General features: G+C 53.4%; 15 protein-coding genes and 2 pseudogenes. 5 read left to right on the plus strand and 12 right to left on the minus strand.

What is annotated here, in order from left to right; translation table 11 throughout:
* Positions 1-16 precede the first annotated feature (16 nt).
* Together NST44_RS03890 and NST44_RS03895 are read right to left on the minus strand one after the other, a co-directional pair.
* Positions 17-1,633 carry an ABC transporter permease subunit gene (locus tag NST44_RS03890; RefSeq protein ID WP_028404225.1) on the minus strand — a complete coding sequence of 539 codons (1,617 nt, stop codon included), beginning with the start codon at positions 1,631-1,633 and terminating at the stop codon, positions 17-19.
* Positions 1,626-2,367: pseudogene (locus NST44_RS03895) on the minus strand (ABC transporter ATP-binding protein). Before NST44_RS03895 ends, NST44_RS03890 begins: the two are co-directional and overlap by 8 nt.
* A gap of 229 nt (positions 2,368-2,596) precedes the next feature.
* On the opposite strand from NST44_RS03895, the gene NST44_RS03900 reads away from it, so the two are divergent.
* The 3 genes from NST44_RS03900 (at position 2,597) to NST44_RS03910 (ending at position 4,962) form a co-directional block, all read left to right on the plus strand.
* Positions 2,597-3,385 (plus strand): DeoR/GlpR family DNA-binding transcription regulator, encoded by a 789-nt coding sequence (locus NST44_RS03900; RefSeq protein ID WP_232239414.1) that lies wholly within the window; start codon positions 2,597-2,599, stop codon positions 3,383-3,385.
* A 235-nt stretch (positions 3,386-3,620) separates the two neighbouring features.
* Entirely contained in the window at positions 3,621-4,682 is a 1,062-nt protein-coding gene (locus NST44_RS03905) for a hypothetical protein (protein ID WP_028406755.1), read from the plus strand.
* A 64-nt stretch (positions 4,683-4,746) separates the two neighbouring features.
* Positions 4,747-4,962, plus strand: a complete 216-nt coding sequence (locus NST44_RS03910) for a hypothetical protein (protein WP_213613357.1) — start codon at positions 4,747-4,749, stop codon at positions 4,960-4,962.
* Positions 4,963-5,019: 57 nt separating this feature from the next.
* On the opposite strand, the gene NST44_RS03915 is transcribed toward NST44_RS03910, so the two are convergent.
* Positions 5,020-5,934 carry a GNAT family N-acetyltransferase gene (locus NST44_RS03915; protein ID WP_244869065.1) on the minus strand — a complete coding sequence of 305 codons (915 nt, stop codon included), beginning with the start codon at positions 5,932-5,934 and terminating at the stop codon, positions 5,020-5,022.
* A gap of 87 nt (positions 5,935-6,021) precedes the next feature.
* Here NST44_RS03915 and NST44_RS03920 point away from each other — a divergent pair.
* Positions 6,022-6,423 (plus strand): annotated as a pseudogene (locus NST44_RS03920) (class I SAM-dependent methyltransferase); the annotation flags it as partial.
* Between the two features lie 333 nt (positions 6,424-6,756).
* Positions 6,757-7,602 (plus strand): alpha/beta fold hydrolase, encoded by an 846-nt coding sequence (locus NST44_RS03925; protein ID WP_213613457.1) that lies wholly within the window; start codon positions 6,757-6,759, stop codon positions 7,600-7,602.
* 279 nt (positions 7,603-7,881) lie between these two features.
* Here the strand turns inward: NST44_RS03925 and NST44_RS03930 are convergent, their stop codons facing one another.
* The 9 genes from NST44_RS03930 to NST44_RS03970 form a co-directional block, all read right to left on the minus strand.
* Positions 7,882-9,462, minus strand: a complete 1,581-nt coding sequence (locus NST44_RS03930) for a DUF4179 domain-containing protein (protein ID WP_213613359.1) — start codon at positions 9,460-9,462, stop codon at positions 7,882-7,884.
* Complete coding sequence (locus NST44_RS03935; RefSeq protein ID WP_213613361.1) at positions 9,443-10,012, minus strand: RNA polymerase sigma factor; 570 nt, start codon at positions 10,010-10,012, stop codon at positions 9,443-9,445. Before NST44_RS03935 ends, NST44_RS03930 begins: the two co-directional genes overlap by 20 nt.
* Positions 10,013-10,310: 298 nt before the next feature.
* Entirely contained in the window at positions 10,311-11,489 is a 1,179-nt protein-coding gene (locus NST44_RS03940) for an MFS transporter (RefSeq protein ID WP_210094336.1), read from the minus strand.
* 387 nt (positions 11,490-11,876) lie between these two features.
* Positions 11,877-13,517 (minus strand): methionine--tRNA ligase, encoded by a 1,641-nt coding sequence (gene metG / locus NST44_RS03945; protein WP_040740348.1) that lies wholly within the window; start codon positions 13,515-13,517, stop codon positions 11,877-11,879.
* A 627-nt stretch (positions 13,518-14,144) separates the two neighbouring features.
* Positions 14,145-15,149, minus strand: coding sequence for a 4-hydroxythreonine-4-phosphate dehydrogenase PdxA (pdxA, locus tag NST44_RS03950; RefSeq protein ID WP_210094337.1), 1,005 nt, complete (start codon positions 15,147-15,149; stop codon positions 14,145-14,147).
* Positions 15,146-16,447 carry a four-carbon acid sugar kinase family protein gene (locus tag NST44_RS03955; protein ID WP_085978429.1) on the minus strand — a complete coding sequence of 434 codons (1,302 nt, stop codon included), beginning with the start codon at positions 16,445-16,447 and terminating at the stop codon, positions 15,146-15,148. Before NST44_RS03955 ends, pdxA begins: the two co-directional genes overlap by 4 nt.
* A 13-nt stretch (positions 16,448-16,460) precedes the next feature.
* Positions 16,461-17,447: a 2-keto-3-deoxygluconate permease gene (locus NST44_RS03960; RefSeq protein WP_213613363.1), complete on the minus strand. Its 987-nt coding sequence runs from the start codon at positions 17,445-17,447 to the stop codon at positions 16,461-16,463.
* 302 nt (positions 17,448-17,749) lie between these two features.
* Positions 17,750-19,459: a sigma-54-dependent transcriptional regulator gene (locus NST44_RS03965; protein ID WP_340897899.1), complete on the minus strand. Its 1,710-nt coding sequence runs from the start codon at positions 19,457-19,459 to the stop codon at positions 17,750-17,752.
* Positions 19,460-19,696: 237 nt separating this feature from the next.
* Positions 19,697-21,043, minus strand: coding sequence for a glycoside hydrolase family 30 protein (locus NST44_RS03970; protein WP_340897900.1), 1,347 nt, complete (start codon positions 21,041-21,043; stop codon positions 19,697-19,699).
* Between the last annotated feature and the right edge of the window lie 36 nt (positions 21,044-21,079).

The following is a 21,079-nucleotide window of genomic DNA, read 5'->3' on the forward strand; positions in this document are numbered from 1 at the left end:
CTCAACAGTGGCAACTTCAGCGCTGCGCCGTTCTCCTCTGCAATGCATCGCATACCAGCTTCATGATCAAATTCGTAAAGAAGATCAGCATCGACAGCACGAAAATTTCATTGAATTTGGCGAAGTGCTGCAGCTCCTTGATTTTGCTGGCAACGAGCGACGTTTGAGCCGAGACGAGAAAAATAATCCCGCTGACCGTCACCATGGCGTTGATGAAGAAGTAACTAAGCATCTCGATGACCGTCGACACAGAGTTCGGCACAATGACCCGCCACACCGTCTTGATCCAGCTGTCTCCGAGCAGCTCCGCGGTTGTCTCCCAAGCCGGGTTCATTTTCGACAGTGAATTCTTGGCCATCAAGTATGGCGTCGTGAAGAAATGAACGATGTTGCACAGGACGATAATCGTGAACGTCCCCTTCAACGTGCTGCCGTTAAACAGCAGCAGATAGGAGATCCCGAGCACCATGCCGGGCACCGTGTTGGTGATCATCGAGATCACATCCGTGCCGGACCGGGCTTTCAGCGAAGTGCGCGTATTCAGCAGCGCGGATAAGTAAGCCGTCAACGTTCCGAACACCGCCGTCAATAGCGCAACCCAGAGCGAGTTGCGATACACTCCGGTCAAATCTCCGGATTGCAGCACGTCCCTCACATGCTTGAGGGTGAACGTCAAGTCATATGGGTAGCTGCCGAGCCAAGGCGCTATGAACATCACCGCAAATACGGACAGCATCCCCAGCACAATGGCCGATGAACCGACGCCGAACAAAATATCACGAGTCCGGTGCTGCGGCAGCTCGGTATCGGACAGCTTGTCATAATGAAAGTTCAACCTCTCCAGAACGCGCAGCAGCCAGATGCCGAATACCGCCGGGACCAGCATCAGCACCGCGATGACCGCGCCCTGATTGAAATCGGGGATCGATCCAAGCATGACCTGGTAGAGCTGCGTAGCCACCACCGGGTAGGTGCCCCCGACCGAGGCGGGGATGCCGAAATCGGTAAAGCTTAAGATAAAGGACAGCACGAACGCGCCGCCTAGCGCGCCGGCCAAAGGCCGCAGGATCGTATTCAGGAAGCTTCTGAGCGTGCCGTCGCCCATGAGCTTTGAGACGATGATGAATTTTTTGTCCATGTATTGAAAAGCGTTATGGATCAGCAGAAACACCGGCGGCAGCGTGTAAATGACATAGCCGATCAACAGGCCGTTAAAGCCGTATATCTCAAACCAGCTGCGCCCGGTAATCCGGGTGATCAGACCCTGATTGCCGAACGAATACATAATGGCGAACCCGTATGTGATCGTTGGCAGCAGCATCGGGACGATGATGGCGGTTTTTAGCGCGCCTTTGAGCGGGCGGTAGATTTTCGTGCAATGAATGGAATACGCAAGGATGAAGCCCAGCACCGTTGTGATGGCAGCCGTCATGGCCGATACCTTCAGGCTGTTCCCGATCGACGCCGCCATTTCGGGACTCGATATTACCGCAGCATAATGGCCGAGGGTAAAGCCCTGGTCGGATTCCAGCGAACGCACGAGCAGAATCAAGAGCGGCAAGAACAGGAACAAGGCGAATAGCAGCAGGATGACGGTAAAGATCACCCGCATTTCCGGCTTGGCGTTAGGCATACTGCTCACCGAACAGGTTGTAAATGTTTTGGCGCTTGATGTGCAGCTGCTTGATAATGAACTCCCGCACGAACTCGTTCTCCGGCTGATGGACAATCTCCTGAGGCGTTCCGAACTGCGCCACCTTCCCCTGATGGATGATGAGGATTTTGTCCGACAGCGTAAGCGCCTCCTCCGGGTCATGCGTGACAATAATAGTTGTCAGCTTGAATTCCCTCGCAATCGATTTGATCCGCTGCTTGATCGACTCCTTAATGACGCCATCCAAGGCGCTGAGCGGCTCATCCAGCAAAAGAATCCTCGGCTTCGTCACAAGCGTCCTAGCGAGTGCCACCCTCTGCTTCTGCCCGCCGGACAGCTCGCTGATCCGCTTCTTCAAATGCGGCTGGAGCTCAAGAAAATTGAACCTCCTGCGCGCTGGCAGCCCCTTTCTTATTGCGCAAGCCATAAACGATATTCTCGTAGGCATTCAGATTCGGAAACAAGGCGTAGTCCTGAAAAACAATGTTGAATCCCCGCTTCTTCATCGGCACGCGGCTCAGGTCCTGTTCGTGGAATAAAATTTTGCCGTGGTCGACTTTCGTCAGACCGAGGATCATATTCAGCAGCGTCGTCTTCCCGCTTCCGCTCGGACCGAGCAGGGAGACGATCTCTCCCGTGCCGATCTCCACGCTGATATCGTCCAAAACCGCTTTATTGTCGAAATGTTTGCTTACATGCTGGAGTTTCAGCAAACCGGTCACCTCCCTTAAACACACCCCCAGTATAAAAATCCTATGTAAACAGGAATCATGCGAACTGTTAAATTCACGTAAATTATGCATAAATTATTCCTAAATCTATACCATGTTATGGTCATATTCATCCTTAAAGAATGCCTAACTTATGAATAATGTGGGATACTCTATTGAATAAGCAGGGGAAAATCGGTAAACTGGACATGAAAAAACGAGGCTTCGGCTAATGCTGATGGGATGGGTGAGGGGCATGTTTCCGCTGGAGAGGCAACAGAAAATCATTGAACTGCTGACAATTCGAAAAGTCATGAAGATCACGGAGCTGACCGATGAGCTGAAGATTTCTGTAGATACGCTGCGCCGGGACCTGAATATTCTGACCGACCAAGGGCGGATCGAGAAAATATACGGCGGCGTGAAGCTTGCGGAGTCCCGGTTCGGCGAATCCTCCATGGATGAGCGCATGGTCAGCCATCTGGAGGAGAAGGACCGGATCGCCCGCAAATGCAGCGAATTTGTCGCAGAAGGCGACTGTATCTATATCGACAGCGGCTCGACGACCTACCAGATCGCCAAGTACGTGAAACTCCGGAAGAAGCTCACTGTCGTAACGAATTCGCTTCCGGTTGCGATGGAGCTGATGGACAGCGACGTGGAGCTGATCATGATCGGAGGAAAAATACGGCGCGAGGAGCAGTCGGTCGTTGCGTATGAGTATATCTTTAATTTTCACGAGCTAAATGTGCAGAAAGCCTTCATATGCTGCAGCGGCATTACGATCGAGCGGGGCATCTCCGATTACAATCTGGAGGAAGCCATTACCCGCAAAAAGATGATCGAGCTGTCCAAGGAGGTCTACGTGATGGCCGACAGCACCAAATTCGGCAAGGACGTGACCGTGTCGATTGCTTCGCTCGACAAAATCGATTATATCGTGACCGACTCCAACGTGAATCGAGGCTTTATTCCGAAATTCAAGAAGACGGGGACTGAGCTTGTTATCGCTGAGATGTAATCATAGCAAAGGGACATTTCTACTTCGGGATCTTGAGGGATCCATCCGGAGGAAATGTCCTTTTTTAGTACGGCAGGGGCATGGAGCAGAATCGGTGCTGGAGCAAAATAAGTGATTGATCGATCAATGGTACTGTAGTTGTACTACTAAATGGAAGTCAATATAATGGTAAGAAGATCAGGATGTTTTTTCTAAGTGAATACAACACTATGCAGATAGGGGAGGAAATCGGGTTATGAACGTTGGATCAGCTCGGGCGGCCGCAGCGGATTGGGTGCTGCAGCATGCAGGCAGCGAGCCCGGCTTTATGGGTGCCTACTTCAGCGGCTCCACCGTAGGAAAGGCGGACGACGCCGAGATCGCGCCATCCTCCGATATCGACGTTGTGGTCGTTACCGATCGCGCAGAGCCTCCGATGAAGCCTGGAAAGTTTCGTTACCAGGACGCCTTGATTGAGGTCACTTATTTGTCGTGGCAGGACCTTGCTTCGCCCGAGCGGGTGCTATCCTCTCATCATTTGGCCGGCAGCTTTCGCGTGGACACACTGATTGCCGATCCATCCGGACAGCTTCGCAAGCTGCAGGCTGCCGTTGCCCGTCAATTCGCTGACCGGGCCTGGGTCATGCGCCGCTGCGAAAGTATCCGGGAGCGCATCATAACAGGTCTTCGCTCCATCCAGAAGGACGCACCTTGGCACCAGCAGGTAACTTCCTGGCTGTTTCCCACCGGGATTACGACGCATTTGCTGCTGGTTGCCGACCTTCGTAATCCAACTGTTCGGCTCAGGTATTTGGCGGCCCGCGATGTGCTGAGAGCATATGGTTATGATGAGGTGTACAGCGAGCTGCTGGAGCTGCTGGGCTGTCAGCTGATGACTCAAAATCAAGCTTTGGGGCATCTTGAGGGTCTTGCCCGCACCTTTGATGCAGCCAGCGCTGTTGCCAAGACGCCCTTCTTCTTCAGCAGCGATATTACGCCGGAGGCCAGGCCGATTGCCATCGACGGCAGCCGGGAGCTGATCGCCCGGGGGAACCACCGGGAGGCCGTCTTCTGGATGGTCGCCACGTACGCCCGCTGCCATGCCATCCTGGCAGCTGATGCAACCCCGGAGTTGCAGCAGGAGTACCGGCCGGCCTTTGATTCGCTCCTTGCCGACCTCGGCATCACCGGCAGGGATGACCTGTTCAGCAGAGCGGAATTAGCCTTGCAATACTTGCCGAAGCTGTGGAAGGTTACGGAGGATATTCTTGCTGTTAACCCGAATGTGAAAGATGGAGACAGCCCTGCTCCGGCTTAACGCCTTTCTAACAGGGAGGAAGTAGATTGATCACTTTAATTGACGCCGCGATTTCTCGCTTATCGTGGGGGCCGTATATGCGCTGACAGTCTTCAGGCGAAAATCGCTGCATCTGTTATTACTCGGCAGCCAGAGCACATTGTTCGGGATCGAACTACTCCTGCTGTACCATATTACGCAAATGGGGGCCGACAGCATTGTGCTGCTCGGAGTGTTCCTCATGATCATCGACTTCGGCTTCGTTCTTAGCATCGCGGCCGTTTTTCGACGGAAATCATAAAATTAAGGAGAATCGCAGCCGAAACGGCAGCGTTTCTCCTTTTTGTCATGCTCCTCCTCACGGGATCGGCAGATAGAATCGCTGCTCTTCCCCGGCTTGGGCGAATCCGACCGATTGATAGAGCGACAAGGCCGAGGCATTCGCCGCTTTCACTACCAGCTCCGCCGTTTCCGAGCCGTGTTCCCGCAAATAATCCATCGCCCGGCTTAACAAGTATTTTGCAAGCCCTTGCCGGCGCCAAGGCTCGCGGACGAACACGTCCTCAATGACGCCCTCACCTTCCTCCTCCCGCCATGCCATGACACTGGCTGCAATCTGCTCTCCCTCAGCGACGATGATCGCCGTCCAATTCTTTTTCGCCTTGTATTCCCGGAGCCGGTTCAAGCCAAGCGGTGCATCCGGCCATACCTCGGCCTCCAGCTTCAGATACCTCGCTTCCTCCCGCTCGGTCTGCATGTCCCATAACTGACAGCTAAAGTTCTCATCAATCGCAAATGAAGGGATCGGCTCGTTCAAGGAGCGGACCATGGAGTACAGGTTCTCCAGCGGCCTAAATCCTTTTTCCTCTGTGAAAAAAGCCGTATTCCTCTCCTCATGGGCAAAATTACCGACACACAAATAAGTGCCGTGATGACCGGGCAGCGTCTCGTTCAGCTCGAGCGCCCGGGCGTAGAGACGTTGGTACAATTCCTCCAGCAGCTCAGCATCCCGCTCCCGTTCGGGGATGGTTTTCAAATTTACGTAAATATGGTGCTTGCAGTTTTCCGTGCAATCCTCCGGAAGCACATTGATGACAGCCACCTGTCCTTTGGCAACCATCTTCCCCTCTTCAAATGCGCAGAAGACGTTCGTCCAGTTGTCTTCATCGCCCACCCACCAGAACAGTCCGTCCCCTTGGCGCACGGCCTCGTATAACGCTCCGAGCAAAGGCATGTCGTCCTGCCGGAAGTTTCGTATGATTCGTATATTCAAGCTTCGCTTCCCCCTTTTGCCTTCATTGTACGATGGTCCTGCGGCCTGACCTATATAAAAAATGGCTAAAGTCAAACAAGGCGAAGTGCCGATGCCCTGAATGCCGAGGTGCAGTTCCACTGCCGTAATCTGTTCGAGCTAAAACTCTCCCCGAACGCCTACGATTTCGTGTACGACTGCGGCTGCTTTCATCATATTGCTCCGCACCGGAGAATCAGCTACCTGCAAATGCTGAACACCTGCTTAAAGCCCGGCGGCTTCTTCGGCCTTGTCTGTTTTGCCGCAGGCGGCATGGGGGCAGAGATGTCGGATTGGGACGTATACCGGGAGCGAAGCCTGAAAGGAGGCCTCGGGTACACGGAGGAGAAGCTGCGGGATATTTTCAAATCCTTCGAGTCAGTCGAGTTCCGGCGAATGCGGAGCATGGAGCAGCCCGGCCCGCTGTTTGGGGAGTCTTTCCTGTGGACGGCCCTGTTCCGGAAGCGGTAGAGTCCGAAAACATGCATGCGTTTCAGCCAATCCCGGCTGAAATGGTCCACAATGTAAGTTGGGTCGACAGCCATCCAAGCATGCACCTGACCACGTACCATTCACAGAAGAAGCAGAGCGGACGATGTTCGATAAGCTTTAGCCTATGGTCTTATTACAATCAATTAAAAACCTATACCCACCATTTCCGAGTTTCCGGTATACTGGCATCAAACAACCATGATGTAATCGAGGTGAGCATGAAATGCTGGAGCGTTCGATGGAGAATGTGATGGGATATTTCGTGAAAGGAGTTGATGCTTAACGAATATAAACGAAAAGAGGACGATGAACATGAACAGAAACGGCACGATCATGAGCGGTGGATTTGCATTGAACTATGCAGTCCGCGGGCAAGGTCAACCCATTCTTGCCGTAGGAAGCAGTGTGTATTATCCACGCTTGTTTTCGGAGCATTTTTATACAGCATTCCAATTGATTGCCCTTGACCACAGGGGGTTTGTGAAGCCGCCGCGGCCTCTTCAGCCGGAAGATTATACGCTGGACCGCATCGTGGAGGATATCGAGACCGCGAGGCAAGCACTTGGCTTGAAGGATCTTGTGCTAATGGGCCATTCCGGGCATGCCTTCATGGCGGCGGCTTACGCCCGCCGTTATCCAGAGGCTGTCAGCAAGCTTATACTGCTGAACACCGCACCGACCAACAGCCCGCAGCGGCAGCAGCAGAGCCTGGCCTTCTTCCAGGATACCGCCAGTCCGGAGCGTAAACGGCAATTCGAGCAGGACATCGCCCTGCTTGAGGGAGATCTCGCGAAGGAGCCCGAGAGACGGTTTGTGCATATGTGTATCCGCATGGGCGCGCACAGCTTTCATGATTATACCTTTGACGCCTCGCCAATGTGGGACGGAGTCTACACCAATATGCCCGTCATCGATGATTTATGGGGCAGGACCTTCGCTGAGCAAAATCTGATTCCGCTGCTGGCGGAGCTGCGCACCCCCGTATTCCTCGGACTCGGACGGTATGACTACCTAGTCGGTCCGGTATCGCTGTGGGATCCCGTAGATGAACGGTATGGCCATGTACGCAAGGTTGTTTTTGAAGCCAGCGGCCATAATCCGATGCTGGAGGAGCCTGAAGCATTCGTCTCGGCGCTTTCCGATTGGATACATGAGTAAACGGATGAACGGATGAAGAAAGCCTGCGCTGTCTGAAGCCTCCTTTGCTCGGGTAAATTTTAAAATAGCAGGGACCCCCTTTTGATATGCTCCCCTTACGGCAGACAGGTGAAATAACAAAAGCCTGGATGCCGTAGGGGGAGATTTTTATTAATGCTGATCTTAAGCCCCGTGCAGTAAAGCAAGCAAAATTAAACAGCCTTATCCGATGGAATTCCAGGACCAAGGCCGCTTAATTGATAATTTTATTTTTGAATTGTCTACTTGATGGGGTGCAGTTTATTTATTTTCCGCAAGACTTTCCCACGGCAAGCTTGTGTAGGAAGGGAGATCGACGGCCCAATTCACGTCGGTGAATCTTTTGTCTACCACCGTACGCTTTAAGGTCAATTCAGATAAGTTAGGGTCCACTCCTGCTACGACAAAATCCATTATCCACTCTGCTGTTCCGTCCTCGTTCGCGCTGCCGGATCCCTCAATTTCAACCGGATATTCTTCACCATTGCTGTCCAAAGCGATCCATTGGTCTCTAGTGACGTTATTTGTATAACGGCCTTTGGCATGAAGCCGCAGAACGTTGCCGTTGGATTTCACCGCATCCTTCTCCATACTCGAGCCCGTGATCGTAATTTGGTCTCCCTCATGTTTGAAGACAACGGGGGTTTGTTCCAGCTTTTCCATATGGATGTGAACAGCAGCTTCGTCCTTAACAGGCAGGCTGTATCCGTCCAATACGAATCGTATATTCTTGGTCTCGGGCGGAACAGTGCCTGTATACCATGTTTCAGACCAAGGTAATGTGCCGTTGTCCTCATTGACAGTGGGCAGCCCCTGGATTTTGACAGAGTGTCTTCCGATCCCATCCCCAAAGCGCAATATCTTCTGCGGTTGATCCGTTTCAAGATGGTACCAAATGTGGAGATCGTCTCCCCAGTCGGCAGTTGCCTTGCTGGCAAGCATATCCTTTAGCTTAAAGCCCATATCCAAACGAATGCCGTTCGGGGTACGGATCATCTGTTCCATACTGACCACAAGCCCCTCCGGTGTTGTATACTTCGCATCCAGTATATCCCGGTGTTCGAATTGCTTGGCTTTTTTCATATCAATCTGAAATCGGAAGTCCCAATCGACCTCGACTTGCTTGCGCTCAAAACGCCCCGTCTCCTGATTGTCCACTGACTCTCTGATGTATTCGGGATTTCCCGTTACGAGAATCCGGTCAGGTACGGTTTGATCAAAAATAAACACATATTCCTCCAGACCGTCCATCATATTAATTCCTCTTGCGAGCGAAGCGATCACATTGCCTTCAAGATCGGTCACCTGCAGGCCGCCGTCTTCCAAGGGACTCTGCAGCTCTTTGCCATCAGGTCCAGTCTGTTTGGCGGAAATGACAATTCGGGAGCTGTCCACCATGACATTCACAATTTCAAAGCTGTAGCCTTTGTCTTCTACCTTGATCTTAGGCGTTTGCACCAGGCCAAGCGGCTTGGATTTTTTATAATCTTCAAGCCAGCTCAAGTCGCTCATTTCTGTCCAAGCTTTTAATTCCGGAGGCAAACTTTCTTCTATAGTCTGCGGTTGCGGACTGAAGATGCTCGAGACCTGGCGTATCAGGTCAGGCTGCTTCCAGGCCAGCAGGGAACTGCCCATCACAATCAGCGAGAGTGCTGCGGCAGCGGTGATCATCCGTCTTCTCTGCTTGGCTCGTTTCCAACGTTGATGACTTCCCTGTTTGTTGTAATCCATCTCGACCTCTTCTAAGCTTTGCATGACCTTTTGTGTGAAATCGGTATCGGTGCCCTGGCTGAACAACATATGCTCCCACATTGGATCTTCCTCATTTGATTTTAGCTTCAAGCAGGATCCCTCCTTTGCGCTCGATTCTTGCTTTTAGCATTTTCTTGCCGCGGTATAAGGCATTTTTCACTTGAGAGGTGCTCATATTGGCAATGTCCGCTATTTCCTCATAGCTTAACTCATTGGTATATTTCAGCAGGAGGACAAGACGATATTGCTCAGGGAGCTCATCTAATTGTTGGTGGATTTCCCGTTTCATCTCCTGGTGCAGCAATTGCTGCTCGGGCGTTTTTTCGTCAGGCGATACGGCTTCAGGCGTATCTGACGTCAGAACGGACTTCTTTTTCCGCTGGTGGTCTCTCATCAAATTCACAGCGATGGTATACATCCATGAGAAAAAGCTGCTGCCTTGGCGATGGCTTGGCAAGTTGCGGTATATCCGAATAAAGGTCTCCTGGGCCAAGTCCTGCGCATCCTGATGGCTGGCGCCCATTCCGTAAAAAATTCCGTATATTTTGTTCTTATACCGGTCAACCAACACAGCGAACAGCTGCTTGTCCCCGTTGATAATCCGTTCTATCAGTTCCGCATCCTGCGGCGGTTGAGTCATGTTATTCCTCCTAACTTTCAGAGCCCATGCATGGTCTGTACTCTATAGACGTAAACGGTGGATGAATTTCTCACCCCAAAACAAAAAACCCGCAAGATGATCTTGCGAGGTCTTTGTTAAAAACATAGAATGTCTGAAGATTGTACAGGTTGTCGCTCGGATCGCCATCGGCGCTGGGGCAGGTGCTCGCCACCACCCGTACACGGAAATATATCCAGGAATCTGCGCGGTCTAATAGCACCTGAATCAATCTGAGGCTGTCGATGTTAAGGGAAAGCTTGCAGCACCAAGGCATTGTTTAAACGGCTTTTCGCGAAGCGGTTAGAAAATACAACGCATACAAGGCGCAGATGACGGCAATGAAGCCATATCCGCCGAACACATCGAATTTCGACGAGAAGTATCCGAAGCCTAAGCCGATTGCAATTAGTACCGCCTTCTCCCCCAACGACTGGAATGACCCCGTCGTCGCCCGCATCCGGGAGTCTGCCCGGTGTTGGAGATATCCTGCGGCCAATGGCTCGACGAGCCCGGCGAACAGGGATATGACAAACAATGCCGCTATCGAGCGGCTATCCCGCATGGCGGCAAGCCAGAAGAAGCAGGCTGCCAGCACGCCGGTAACCAGGGTTAAGAGCAGCCTGTAGCTGAACCGCTCCTTCAGCGCGAATGCCAGTAAGTTTCCCGGAAGCCTGAGCAGAAAGATGCCTGCGGAGAACAGGCCGAAATACAGCACGGGAATCTCCACACGCTCTAAATATGTCTGCCAGAACTCATCGATGAAATTGACGGCTGCCCCTGTGACCATGCCGGACAGCATTACCAATAGCAGCCCCCGGTTCTCCCTGAACAGTCTCCATGATGCGGTAAGGTACACGCGGATTGGAATCGGACTTTCCTCCCCGTCCCCGGACGACCCCGCTTCCGTCAGCGTCAAGGTCAAGCCGAGGCAGACCAGCATGCTGATTAGCGACAGCGCGTAGTTGAATTCGTAAGGCAGACGGCTTGCCAGCAGACTGCCGCACAGCGCCGCCAGCACCGTTGATGCTATATCCACCGCGTTCAAGCGGCCGAGCCACTTCTCGAAGGAGCGCTCCCGCCCTCGTTCTCGCAGCGACTCATACAGCAGCGCCTGCTCGGCCCCGCTGCTGGCCGCGCCGCCAATTGCCGCCACAACGACAACGAGCGCAAAATGCCAAAATGCCTCGGCGAACAGGAGCAGCAGAAACTCCGCGCAGCCCATGAGCGCGGAGACCAGCATCATGGTCTTCCGCCCCCAGCGGTCGGCCATCATGCCGCTAGGCACTTCCAGCAGCACGATTGTAACGGCATAAATAATCTCCGCATACACGACCATCGGAATCGTCATGCCTCGATCTTCCCAGTACAATCGTTCGATGACGTACGCGGGAATGAGACTGTAGAAGAAGCGGATCGCCAGCAGCTTCCACACATTTATATTTATCGAATGGTTCATTATCGGCTCCCTCTCTTATCGGACTGTCTTATTTCAAATCCGGATACAGAGGGGGGACCTCGTGCACGAAGTACGGCGAGGGATTAGCAGGGCGGTCGGGCTTGATTCATTCAGCGGCCTCCTCTTCGCTTGATAAACTTGCTTATATTATGCTCGCTTGCCTCTTTCGTTAACGCTATTATAACGGATATTGTCCGTCCCCGGGAATCCTTCTTTCCGGGCGCTGACTCTTGCGGGCAGTCATCGACCGACCCGCTTGGGTAGCTCTCTCCTTCTTCAACATTTCGGTAAACTACCGGATGTTCTTGGCCCGGATTTCCGGCTTTTGGACGCAGCCGACCCGATCAACATCATACAGCAACCAAGACCCCTTATCCCTAAAAAGGGTCATTGCAGATCAGCCCCACCCAAGCGGCTCATCTCCTCCTCGATCCGGCTCGGATCAATGCGCTCAAACAGCTTCGCCAACTGGCATACCGTCCGATTTACGGGTACATGGCACCGAGACCAGCCCGGCTCATCCAACGCAAGAAAGTCCCGTATCCGATCACAGGCGAACGGAATAAAAGGCTGCAGAAGATTCGCAAGGTTAGCGATGATTTGCACACAGGTATGCAGTGTGTGACCGCAAGCCTCCGGGTCATTCTTGATTTGAAGCCATGGCTTCCGCTCATCATAAAATTTGTTAGCCTGGCGCACGATCCGAAAGACGGAGGCTAAGGCTTCCTTCAAACGACCTTGTTCGATGAGCGTTCCGGTATCGACATACGATTGCTCGATGATCCTCCGCCAATCCTCTTCTAAATTCCCTTCAGGAATCTTGCCGCCAAACGATTTTTCGATAAAAACCAGCGTCCGATTCACCAAATTCCCGAAAGCCCCGAGCAGCTCACCATTATGCCTGTTAATAAAATCGAGCCAAGAGAAATCCGTATCCCGATGCTCAGGTCCGTTGGCGATCAGGAAGTAGCGGATCGAATCCGGCTGATAGCGGCTAAGAAGGTCCGGCACCCAGATCGCCCAGTTTCGGCTTGTCGAAAATTTTCTCCCTTCCAAGGTCATATATTCGCAGGACAAGATCCGATCCGGCAGATGCAGTCCGCCTACCCCTTTAAGAATCGCCGGCCAAATCAACGTATGGAACGGAATATTATCCTTACCGTGAACGTAGTAGGCGGTAATGTCGCCATCTTCCTGCCAAAAGGACTCCCAATCTCCGCCCGTTTCCGCGGCCCATTGCCTGCTTGCCGATAAATATCCGCTAACCGCCTCGATCCAGACATAGATTTTCTTCCCTTCAAGCCCCGGAACCGGGACGTCGATCCCCCAGTCCAAATCCCTTGTAGCCGCCCGGTCCCGCAAGCCCTCCTCCAGATATCGCCGGCTCTGCAGCACCGCATTCTCCCGCCAGCCCTCAGCTTCCTTCACGTATTGCGCGAGATCTTCCTGAAACTTGGACAACGGTACATAAAAATGCTCCGTGGGGCGTTCTACCGGAGGGTTGCCGCAAATTTTGCAGGCTACGTTCGTCAGGTCCGAAGGGTCCAAAATAGCGGAGCATACGTCACATTGGTCGCCGCGAGCCCGGCTTCCGCATATCGGGCAGTCCCCTTCCACATAACGGTCCGGCAAAAACCGGTGGTCGGTCTCGCAATACGCTTGCCGGATCGTTTTCCGGTATAAATGCCCGTTCTCCTGAAGCTTTAAAAACAGCTCCTGTACAATACGGTGATGGAAGGGTTGGTCTGTACGGGTGTACAGATCGTAGGTAAACCCAAGCCGCCGGAAGCATTCCGAAAATTCTTGATGGTACCGGTCCGCAATATCCCGCGGAGCAATCCCCTCGGCAGTGGCCTGAACCTCCACCGGCGTTCCGTGGCAATCGCTGCCGGATACATACAGCACCCGCTCGCCTTTAGCCCGAAAATAACGAGCCAATACATCGCCAGGGAGCAGACTCGCCAGCCTCCCCAAATGGAGCGATCCATTCGCGTAAGGCCACGCGCCCCCGATAAAAATGTTGGTCATCATATAATCCCTCCTTTTTTTCACAAACAAAAAAAGCCCTCATCCCAAAGGGACGAGAGCTTGTGCTCACGTGGTACCACCCAATTTCACGAATGCCTCACAGCATTCACCTCTTCGGGTACGGCGCATTCCATGCACGTATACCCTAGCACAGTAACGGGTGCAGGTTCCGGCGCAGCCTACGGCTTGGATCAGCTTCGGTGCGCAGCTCAGAGGCCATATTCCCTTAGGCTCATTCCTTACCCCTTCTCACCTGCCGGGGCTCTCTGGTCAAGGACCTTACCTAGGTACTCTTCTCATCATCGCTTGTCATTGGCATATTCAAGTTATTGGAAATCATACCTGATCATAACTCCCGAAGTCAAGGGGCGACCTGTTACGTAAGAAAAAATGCAAAGCCGCTTAGCATCTAATCTCACATAAGCGCCAAAGATTTTTGTAAAGCGAGTGTCGCTTCTCCATATGATTTACAGCTGCATAAAGCCTAGATCCATCGGGATCGAAATACGATTCAAGCAGTCCTGCCCATCCAATGGTCAGCCATCGCTCTCTTCATGAAAAAAACAGCCCCTTCTGCTATCCGGCAAGAAAGGACTGCATATTGGTTGATACTCACAGTCTGATCGGTTAAGCCTTCGGCGCCAGCTCGGCCCCTTGGCGGATCGCTTCCATCAAGCTCTTCTCATCCGCGATGCCCGTTCCGGCAATATCGAATGCCGTGCCGTGGTCAACACTTGTGCGGATGATCGGCAGCCCGACCGTAATGTTGACGCCCGCATCCAGGCCCAGCACTTTGACTGGTCCGTGTCCCTGATCGTGATACATGGCCACGACGATATCGAAGTCGCCGCGAACCGTCCGGAAGAAGAGCGTATCCGCCGGGAGCGGTCCCACAACCTCAATGCCTTCCGCCTGAGCTTTCTCAACAGCCGGAATGACTTTCTCCTCTTCTTCCCCGTACCCGAAGAGGCCGTTCTCCCCGGCATGAGGGTTAATCCCGCACACGGCAATCTTCGGCGCATCGATCCCCGCCTTCCGCAGCGTCTCATGCGCCAGCTTGATCACATGATATACCCGCTCCGGCGTGATCATCTTCACGGCATCGATCAGTCCGACATGGGTCGTCACATGGATGACCTTCAGGTTCGGCGCGGACAGCATCATGGAGAAGTCCTGCGTTCCCGTCAAGTCTGCCAAAATCTCCGTATGACCCGGATATTTGTGCCCGCCCTTGTGAAGAGCCTCCTTATTCAGCGGAGCCGTGCAAATTGCTTGAATGCGATTTTCCTTCGCCAGCTCAATGGCTCTTTCCAAATATTTAAACGCGGCATGTCCAGCCTCGGCCGACACTTGACCGACCGGCAGATCGCCCGGCAGCAAGTCCAGATCCAGCACGTATACCGTGCCCAGACGGTAATCGGCCTGCTCCAGCTCGTCCGCAGCAATGCTCTCGATGGCCAAATCGCTGTTTACGAACGTCTTCGCGCGCTCCAGGATCTTACGGTCCCCGATGACGAACGGTCTGCTGATCTCATACATCTCCCCTTGCTTGAGGCTCTTCAGAATAATCTCCGGTCCGACGCCAGCGGCATCGCCCATCGTGATGCCGATTATCGGTTTGCGCTCACTCATACTCTCACCCTTTTCTTTGTGGTCATATACTGCAACGCATCAACGAGCGACTCGTCACGGCCAAAGCCTCCGGCTTTCGTAATCGCCCAATAACTGCGACCCTTGCCTTGGAGCTTACCGAACGGCAGTCCGGGCTCCGCCTCCGAATGGAGCTGCATTTCGCCGATCCCCAGCTCCTGGCAGACCGCCTTCGCCGTATCTCCGCCCGTCAGCACCAGCCCCTCAATATCCTCAAATGCCTGCAAAATCTCCCGTGTAATATGCCCGAGTCCCCGAGAGATCGCTTCGCTTACTTCCGTCAAGGACAGCCCAAGCTGATCTCCCGCTGCTTTCGCAGCGATGCGATTATGCTCGGAACCGTCCACATACAATACAGCATAAGGCTTGTCCGAGCTCTTTTCCAATGCTCGAACGTAACGATCGGCATCTGTATCGCCTCGGACCAAGTCGACCGGATCCACTTCCAGCATGCAGGCCTCCGCCATCTCGCCGACCTTTGTCAGCTGCTGCCGCGTGGTTCTGGACAAGCTGCCGGAGACAACCAGCGTTTTGCCCGCCAGCGCCTCAGCCTCCTCCCCGCTACCTGACGGCTTCAAAGCCAAAGCCTCTGGCAGGTATTCGATCAGCCCGGCCGAACCGGCCCAGACGATCGATCGATCCCAGCTCGAGAAGAAGGCGGCGATGGTCCGAAGATCCTGCTCGGACTCACTGTCGCAGACCAGCCAGGTCTGCCCATGCGATATCGCTTGGTTCACATATGCCGCAAGCTCATCCGCGGGCCCCCGCAGCAGGCTCGCATCGATCAGCCCTACCTCACGGCCGGCCCCTGCCTGGAGAAGCCCAGGAATAAAGCTTTCCGTAACAGGCGTCTTAGGGTCCTTGGCAAATTCCGTATCCGTGATGAGCGAGCCGTTCACATAGTGATGCCCGCCGACGGTTACCCGGTTCATCTTGGGAAAAGCCGGAGCAATCAACATCAGATCCGGGCGGAACACCTGCTCCACCGCCCTCAGCTCCTCCGCCATGTTGCCCCGAAGCGTCGAGTCCACCTTTTTATAAATATGCCCGTAACCATGCCGTTTCAAATAATGGGCCGCTCCATATGCCGCTTCATAAGCTTCGGCACCTTGCTTCGCCCGGCTGTCTGTATCCACGATCAGCACATCGGCAGGCGCAGCGTCACCGCTCTGACGATAGTCGAGTATAACGGTCGAGGAGAGGCCTTTCTTCGCCAATTGTACGCCTGAATCGTTCGCCCCCGTCAGATCGTCAGCGATAATTCCCATTTGATTGATCACATTTATCACACCTTTAAACTTCGGTTTCCGCTTCCCGCTCAAATGAATATCCCTTCTTCTCCATCCGTTTGACCAGGAAGCCGACATAGATCGGAAGCAGGATGGCCGTCGTTACTACAGAGGCCGCCACCTGCACGGTTGCAATATCGGTAAAGGCCGCGAAGGATGCATTGGCGGCAGCAATGGCAGCAGGCGTCGCCACCGCGTTGCCTGCAGTCGAGCCTTCAGCCGCTCCGACAATCGGATTCCATTTCATCGCTTTAAATACAAAGTAACCTGCAGTACCTGTAACAAACACCGTCAAGAGTCCAAGAATGATGCCGGACAGTCCGCCTTCCACGATCGCGCCGAAATCGATGCCCATACCGAGCGAGAATGCAAAGAACGGAATCAGCATAGAGCTTCCTTTATCCAGAAACTTGCGCATGTCTTCGTCCAGGTTGCCCAGCACCATACCGACGAGAATCGGCAGCAGCACCGAGATGAACGAGACGAACGAGAACATGCCGTCGACGAATCCCATCGCACCGAAGATCGACAAGGCCACCATGGTCAGGAACGGACCGTCATTCAATGCCAGCAAAGAATAGGCGGCGCGGTCCTCTTTGCTGCCATACTGGCCGACCAACGCCACGAACAAGCCCCCGTTACTATTGGTCATCGCCGCGATGACCGCAATCGGCGCCAGGCCGAGCCACAATCCATTCTCGCCGGCAAACGCATAAGCGATCAAGCCGAATGCCGCCCCTACTATCCACTTGGTTACGAGCAGCGTCGCGCCTTTACCGACCGATACGCCGAACGATTTGACGTTGATCTGCGCCCCCGTACAGAGCAGGAACAGCGCGATCAATGTGCTTGAACCGTTTACGAACAAGGCCTCAGTAAAATTACCGATGCGAAGCAAATCCGGAGCGAAGGTATTGATAACTGCTGCAATAAGCAGCGGAACTACCATCATGCCTCCGGGAATTCGATCTAAAGCTGCTTTGATCTTCATTATTGTAGCACCCCTTCAATAATTGTTTCAATATTAAACAGTGATTCATAATTGAAATCGCTTGCAGGGATTATTGTAAATGCTTACTCTAAAATTTGCAACACATTGTTCAAAAATTGTTGCAATTTTAAACATTCTATCTAAAGAGCTATATTTCCTTCTCCAAGATGCCAAACTAAATGAGACACTACCGGTTCAAAGCCTGACTCCGTGCCTTCCCTTATTCTGACCGTTCCTCCTGAACCGATACCCCTCACGCATAATGAAACGCAGATATATCAGCATAACAAAAAAAGCTGAAACTATTGTTTCAGCTTTCGCCACAGCGTCGAGCGGTTGATCCCCAGCCGTTCCGCAACGCGCGTTTGATTATCATGTTCTTCTTTCATGACGGCATGAATAATCCGCTTTTCAATCTCATCCAAAGTTCCTTGAAGAAAATCCGCCGGCAAACGGGCGTTTACAGAATGCTGTATCTGCTTCCTGCCAAGATGCCGGGAAATTTGCGCCCTCCCGATCACATAGCCTTTTTCCTCCGTCACCGCATCCTTCAGCAAGGTCCTTAATTCGGCCACATTGCCCGGCCAGCTGTACCCTTCCAGCATCATCGCGGCTTCGTCCTTCAGCTTGACCGGCGATGTGCCCAGCGTTCCGTGATAGGCAGCGATATAGTAGGTTGCCAGCGCCTTAATATCTTCCTTGCGCTCCCGCAGTGCCGGCACATTCACGCGAACGGACTGCTCATCGAACAGGAGCGATTGATAGACCGGATCCTCCTTCTCGAAGGCCAGTATCACCGTTCGCCCCCTGCTGCGTTCAGCCCTCACCAGAGCTTGAAGGTTCGAAATCTCGTTCGGACTAAGCATGTCGATTCCGTTAATATAGACCGTTTTGATATCGTCGTCGAAGCCTTCGCCTTCGATCTCGGTCAAGGCCTGCTTCGCCGTCAATGCCGCGTACAGCCCCTTGCGGTCGTGTTTCTTGAAGTGAATGTAGCGTGACAGCAGCTGCTTGCCGGTACCCGTTTCCCCAATCAGGATGAAGGAGTCGCTCTCGAGATGATGCTCCATTGCTGCGAGGCATCCGGCCATCGATTCGCTGCGGGCAATGATCATCGGCAGCTGGGATACGGCCTCGACAGGGAAGGCCACTTGTCCGGTACTCTCCTTCATTTCGGAGAAATCGAACAGATAGTACGGCTTCCCCTGGATGTATTTCAATATCCGCTTCTGCTTCAGCTTGCGCTGCCCGCGCTCCTGAACCGTCAGAACACGGGTTTGATCCGGATTCTCCCGAATGCCTGCGCTTAATTCATCGACCGGAACAGGGCAGGAATCATAGTCGATCCAGTTTTGATAGACCACTTCGCCTTGGCGATCCAGCACGATGAGGTTGTTGGCCGTCTCGGCAAGCAGGGATTGGAGGAAGGAAATCTCCCACTCCTTTCGCCGATAAAGGCGATGAACCGACTTCGCCCTTTGGAACGCTTCAAAAATCGCTTCCCGCCCGGACTGGATAAGAATGCCCTCCAGACGGTGCTTGGCGGCAGCCTCTATCGTTACGACATCCCCCATAATCAGCTCATAGCCCTTGTCTTTGAGTTCCTCCAGAATCGAGTCGACCTCCCCTGCCTTCTCGACCGTGCACACCTCGATCTCGATATCCAGCACATCGGTAATGGCCTTGGCCCCAAGGGTAATGTTGGAGAAACCGACAATCGCTTTTTTTCCGGGAAAATCATTCGCCAGCGTCAGCACCCGCAGCATGTCATAGCCCGAAACATGAACGTCAATGACCGGAATCGCCACCTCGGGCTCGATCAGCTTGGCCGTGCCGCCCCGGCTGATGATCACGTCATAGCCCTGAGACTCTCCTGCCTGCGCAAGCGGAATCGCCTCCTGGAGGTTCGCCACCTCGATATGAATATCCAGATCGGGATCCTCTTGCCGGCATTCGTCGATGAGCGGGGTCATGGCCGGGTAAGGAGCGATAAACAATGTTTTTATCTTCATCATGTTCCACCTATAAGTTCTTTGGTTAACCCTATGCTCATTATTCTAAACGTTCCCGTTCAAATAACCAACTTTTTATGGGATCACAGGGCAAGGGCCTTGCCGGGAGCCGGACTATTAAACGGGATCCGATCAGGATGCGCTAGCGGTAAGAAGATTTCCCATCGGCACAAAATGAACAGCGAACACCCCCCCCCGACCGTCTTCCATGCCAGGGGGTGCCTCTATCATATTCAGTTATGCTTCAATCCGTACCGTTACGGCACTCTTGGCTTCCATGCGGAAGCTTAACGCCTCTATACCCTTCAGCGCAAGCGATACATTGGCAGCCTGCTCCCCGTCGTTGAACATCACGGCGGCCACCGAGCCGTCCGTATTTTTGAATGCAACGTTGGATACCGGCGCATGGCTGGATTCGGACGCGATTCGGACCGCTTTGGGACGAATGCATTTGCTGAAGTGGGCGAGCGCGTAGTAATCCAGCGTATAGGTCAGCTCCTTGCTTCCTTGATCGATCTTGACGATACCGCGGCAGGTGCTCTTGCCGAATCCCGGTACCGTAGGCCCGTTCTTCTCATCGAGCGCCATATTCCATAGCACGAACGACTTGCTGTAATTCCGGAGAATATCGATGCCCGTCCGCATCACATTAGAGAAAGCCGGTTCGAACGGCGGAATCCACTCCCCGCCCGATCCCTCCGTGAAATGGACCTCTTTGCCAGGAAAAGCTTCAAACACCTCGGTCTGCGCCGATGGCCGCCCTCCATACCAATGCCACGCGACGCCATCCACCTCGTCATTCGCCTGCTCGAGCACTGCCTTTGGATACTCCGGCTTGTCCCAGTTGTGGTCATAACACAGTATTTTCGTGTTGATGCCGTGCTGCACGAATTTCGGCTTGAGATGGTTTTTAATAAAATCGCTCTGCGCTTCCGGCAGCATGATCATGCCCGGATAGTGCACGGGCGAATACAATGCCTCGTTCTGCGGGGTTACGGCATAAATCGGCAGGCCATGCTTCGCATAAGCCTGGATGTACCGCACGAAATAATCTGCATACACCCCGTAATATGCCGGCTTCAATTCCCCGCCGATCATCGAGCCGCTCGTCTTCATCCAGCCGGGAGGACTCCAAGGCGAGCCCATCAGCTTAACATCCGGATTCAGCCGCAGCGCCTCCTGCACCAAGGGGATGATGTCCTCCTCATCATGCGCGATCGAGAACCGCTTAAGCTCCTCATCCGTTTCACCGTCCGGCATATCGTCATAGCTGTAGAAATCGCGGGCATAGTCGGAAGCGCCCATCGGATTGCGAAGCACCGACAAGCCGATTCCTTCCTCCGCATCGAACAGCCTCCTCATCAGCACCGAACGCTGCTCCGGCTCCAGCACTTGATGGATCAAATACGCGGCCGAATCCGTAAACGATGCCCCGAATCCGTCCATCTCCTGATAGGTAAGCTCATCGTTAATGGTAATCGTGCTATGCTCCTCGTCCGGTGGTACCGGAGATAGCTGTTCCTTCGATTTCGGGACGAATAGCTCGTCTTCCCCTCTCGACTCATAAATGGTGATGTTTAGCATGCTGTTTCCCTCCAGGTTCGCTAAGTTTCCTATCCA

Origin of the sequence: Paenibacillus sp. FSL W8-0919, from assembly GCF_038003785.1 — a bacterium.
GTDB lineage: Bacteria > Bacillota > Bacilli > Paenibacillales > Paenibacillaceae > Paenibacillus_AQ > Paenibacillus_AQ lactis.